The sequence below is a fragment of the Candidatus Borrarchaeum sp. genome (assembly GCF_019058535.1).
GTDB lineage: Archaea > Asgardarchaeota > Sifarchaeia > Borrarchaeales > Borrarchaeaceae > Borrarchaeum > Borrarchaeum weybense.
Genome location: NZ_JAHPYX010000204.1, coordinates 1 through 3710, shown reverse-complemented (window position 1 = coordinate 3710; position 3710 = coordinate 1). Strand labels below are relative to the sequence as shown.

Sequence of the window (3710 nt, the reverse complement as noted above, 5' to 3'; positions counted from 1 at the left end):
GTATGAAGCCGAAATCTACATAGTTGACATCTTGAATCGAAGTTCCATTGATGCAATACTGCTCTTCGGATTCAAGTTTGAGGCACGGACAGGGCATATAGCATTGAATTTGACGTGAACCTTCTTTCAGCGTTCTTTGTATCATGGAAAAGATCCCCTAGTTACTAAATCAATTCTCTTGCGCGATATTAAAATATAAGTAGTCTGCTTTATCTAACTGCATCTTCTATTAAATAGATTGTGAGTTTTTTCTCCACAATTCTTTTAGCGTTGAAAAATCTGTATGAATTCGATGCTATACTAATAGCAAAGACTTCAAACTATAGAACGAAGGCAAGTTGATTCAAAATGGAGATATCATATCATCAAGAGATTAGGGAAAGGTTTCCCGATTTAAGGGTCAGTTTTTTGACCGTTAAAGACCTTAAAATAGAGAAGGAAGCACTTCATTTAGAGAAATTCAAAGAAGTTATTATTCATGAAATTAAATCATCTTATCTCTTAGAAACTCTCAAGGATAATGAGACTTTCAGGAAATATCGAGATTTCTTCTGGAAAATCAATATAGACCCAACGAAGATAAGGCCCGCTTCTGAAGCTTTAATCAGGAGAATTCTTCAGGGAAAGCCATTACCGAAAATTAATACTGGTGTGGATGCCTATAATCTTGCATCCATTAAAAGTGGAATTCCCCTCGCCGCTTTTAATGCTGATCTGATTCCAGGAGAACTAACTATGAGATTTGCGACTGCAAATGAAGAATTCTTAGGAATAGGTATGAAAACACCTAAAATTTTAACTGGAAAGGAAATAGTCGTTTCTGACGAGGAAAGGTTAATTGCCATATATCCCTACAGGGATGCTGATTTTTCAAAGATCATGCCTACAACAAAAAATATTCTGATCATGTCATGCGGAGTACCTGGAATACCCTGGGAAACTGTTAAGGAAGCGGGAGAACTAGCTAGGGAATATTTAGAAAGATTTTGCACGACCTAAGCGACTGGTTAGTGTATAGTCCTTTTCTTATTAAATCACTTTAGCCTCACCAAGGAGTTCATTCACCGCGAAATGCCGTTGCTACATCAACTGTGCGTAGTATTGCTAGCATCTCGAAATTTTGCCTTCTTTCAGAGTGAAAAACATTACCCAATCATGTTCATAGGCTTGACCGGTGGCCTTGACGACTCCTTGATTACGTCCCTCAACGATCATCCTATCATCTTGAGCAGTAAAACCCAGAATTTCAAATGGTTCGGATTGTACCTTCTCTCCGAGTTCTTTGAAGAACTGTGCCCCTTGTTCGCGAGTAACAAAATCGGTAGAGTCGCGTCAAATTTTTTTTGGATTCTAAAAGTTTTTATAGATTTATGCCACAATCTTTAGGCGTAAGAGGTGTAAATTTATGGGGAAAAAAGGTCGAAAGCAAGCTAAAAAGAAAAAACAGAAAAAGGAATAAGTCTGTGCGAATAGAAGTGCATTGAGAGAAAAACACTTGATTTTTGAAGCGTATCTCTCAAAATAATAGGTTTTAATCCCCTCGCAAGAAGACCCCTCACCTTATTGGGTGGTAGTTCACTGAATCGTTTCTTCAATAAAAAAAACCACCCTTATACTCAAAGTTTAGGCAGTAGAAGAATTTTTAAACACTTCTTTTCACTACTTTCTCGATAAATATGTTTGACGAAGTTGAGGCAGCACGTGAAAGACTCAGGCTAATAGCCAATCGCACACCAGTAATGACTAGCCGTAACCTTAATGCTATAACTGGGGGACAGATTTTTCTTAAATGCGAGAATTTTCAGCGAATTGGTGCCTTCAAATTTCGTGGGGCTTATAATGCTATCAGTCAATTACCTCTTGAAGAAAAGCGAAAAGGAGTGATTACCCATTCTTCTGGTAATCATGCTCAAGCTGTTGCCCTAGCAGCCAATTTACTGGATGTTAATGCGGTTATAGTTATGCCAGAGAATTCCTCCCACGTGAAAATCGCTGCAACACGTGGTTATGGTGCAAAAATTGTGTTTTGCGGAATTAAACCTACAGATCGTGCAGAAAAGACAGCAGAATTAATTAAACAACATGAATATACGTTAATTCATCCTTACAACGATTTAAATGTCATTTATGGAGCGGGTACCGCTGCTTATGAATTAATTGAGGAAGTAGGTTCGCTTGATATGGTTTTAGCACCAGTGGGTGGTGGAGGATTGATAAGTGGCACGTCAATTGCAGTTAAAGGTCTTTGTTCAGAGGCGAAGGTAATAGGAGTAGAGCCCAAAAATGCCGACGATGCTTACAGATCCTTTAAAACAGGTAAAATTGTTCCTTCAATCAACCCTAATACTATTGCAGATGGACTTAGGACATCATTGGGTAACATCACATTCAAGATTATCCAAGAAAATGTTGATGATATCTTGACTGTAACCGAGAAACAAATTCTAAAGGCCATGAAGTTTCTATGGGAACGAATGAAACTTGTAGTAGAACCATCAGGAGCAGTTCCGTTAGCTGGTTTACGTTTTGGAGACCTAAAAGTTAAGAACAAAAGAGTTGGAATGATAATAAGCGGCGGAAACATAGATCTAACGGCATTCTTTAAACTCCTAAGGCAACAAATACAGAGCTAAAAGTCGTTTCGATCATCAATTAAGCTATGGAATGATAAAGATCTTATTTGCCTAAGAAGTGAGGTTTTTAATAAAGATAATTTATTTTTTCTATGCAGACTCGTAATTGCTTAGTTATTTTATAGGGGGCAGCATGGCAAAATGGAGTCAGCAAAGGGTCATTTCGATAAAGGAACAGTATATTTGGCACAAGGCCAATATAGAGAAGCAATAAAAGAGTACGATCAAGCTGTAAAACTAGATCCTAATTTCGTCAAGCCATGGAGTAATATGGGATATGCCTTTTTCAAATTGCATGAGTATGAAAAAGCAATTTATTGTTTTCAAAAAGCATTAAGCATCGATTCTGAACTAGCAGATACTTGGAATAACTTGGGAGCTACTCATTACGAGCTAGGTGACAACAAGAAGGCATATGAGTGTTTTCAAAATGCAGTAAGAATAAACCCTGACCATGCATTAACATGGTATAACATGGGCCTTCTTTACATAAGCTCACATAATCCTATTCAGGCTCTTGAATGTTATCGAAAAGCGATTAGCTTAAAACCTAAATTAGCAGAGCACTGATTATCCAAAGAAAGAATCTGTTGTTTTCCATCATTCCCCTAAGTCTTTGTAACTCTCCCAACAAATCGCTGTATAGGTCTTCGCGTCATCGAATTTGCCCATGCCGCTGCCTCCGTATATCTTATAAGCTCCATCATAATATGCTTGTACTCCATCCACTTCGCCAAGTTGAAGTTGTGTCCATGTTTCCGTATCTGTTTCGAAAATTACATCCGTTTTTTGTTCGCAAGTACCTTCGACGACATTTACCTTGTCTTGTTCAAAAACACAATAAAAGGGACCAGGTTCTCCGTCTAGAATGAATTGAACAATTTTTGGCTTCTTTTTAGCCCATTTTTTCATTTTTTCTTTGGCTTTTTCACTCCGATTTATCTTTTCCATTCTAGCAATTACTTCAGCCTTTCCCGATCTTTTTACCTCGCTGGGTGGTTTTGGAACGGCTTTCGGAGCGGATGGTTTACTTTTGGATTGCCAGCCCTCAAAAGCATCTTGCCATTCAGCAAATAT

The 3710-nt window shown here is 38.0% G+C and carries 4 protein-coding genes and 1 pseudogene; 3 read left to right on the top strand and 2 right to left on the bottom strand.

All coding sequences use genetic code 11. From position 1 onward, the window contains the following. The first annotated feature begins 348 nt into the window (after nt 1–348). Nucleotides 349–999 carry a B3/4 domain-containing protein gene (locus QVB70_RS12480; RefSeq protein ID WP_287586743.1) on the top strand — a complete coding sequence of 217 codons (651 nt, stop codon included), beginning with the start codon at nt 349–351 and terminating at the stop codon, nt 997–999. Nucleotides 1000–1104: 105 nt separating this feature from the next. Here the strand turns inward: QVB70_RS12480 and QVB70_RS18585 are convergent. Beyond that, a pseudogene (locus tag QVB70_RS18585) lies at nt 1105–1305 on the bottom strand (nuclear transport factor 2 family protein); the annotation flags it as partial. Nucleotides 1306–1676: 371 nt separating this feature from the next. On the opposite strand from QVB70_RS18585, the gene QVB70_RS12475 reads away from it, so the two are divergent. After that, the gene (locus QVB70_RS12475; protein WP_287586741.1) at nt 1677–2633 is read left to right on the top strand and encodes a pyridoxal-phosphate dependent enzyme; all 957 of its coding nucleotides are present in this window, start codon (nt 1677–1679) and stop codon (nt 2631–2633) included. Between the two features lie 141 nt (nt 2634–2774). Next, nucleotides 2775–3203 (top strand): tetratricopeptide repeat protein, encoded by a 429-nt coding sequence (locus tag QVB70_RS12470; protein ID WP_287586740.1) that lies wholly within the window; start codon nt 2775–2777, stop codon nt 3201–3203. Between the two features lie 30 nt (nt 3204–3233). On the opposite strand, the gene QVB70_RS12465 is transcribed toward QVB70_RS12470, so the two are convergent. Beyond that, nucleotides 3234–3710: SCP2 sterol-binding domain-containing protein (locus tag QVB70_RS12465; RefSeq protein WP_287586737.1), on the bottom strand; the 477-nt coding region annotated here is incomplete at its 5' end.

Bases quoted from the DNA above. Each gene is read 5' to 3' on its own strand.
- QVB70_RS12475 (WP_287586741.1), top strand. From the start codon at position 1,677: ATGTTTGACGAAGTTGAGGCAGCACGTGAAAGACTCAGGCTAATAGCC.
- QVB70_RS12480 (WP_287586743.1), top strand. From the start codon at position 349: ATGGAGATATCATATCATCAAGAGATTAGGGAAAGGTTTCCCGATTTA.
- QVB70_RS12470 (WP_287586740.1), top strand. From the start codon at position 2,775: ATGGAGTCAGCAAAGGGTCATTTCGATAAAGGAACAGTATATTTGGCA.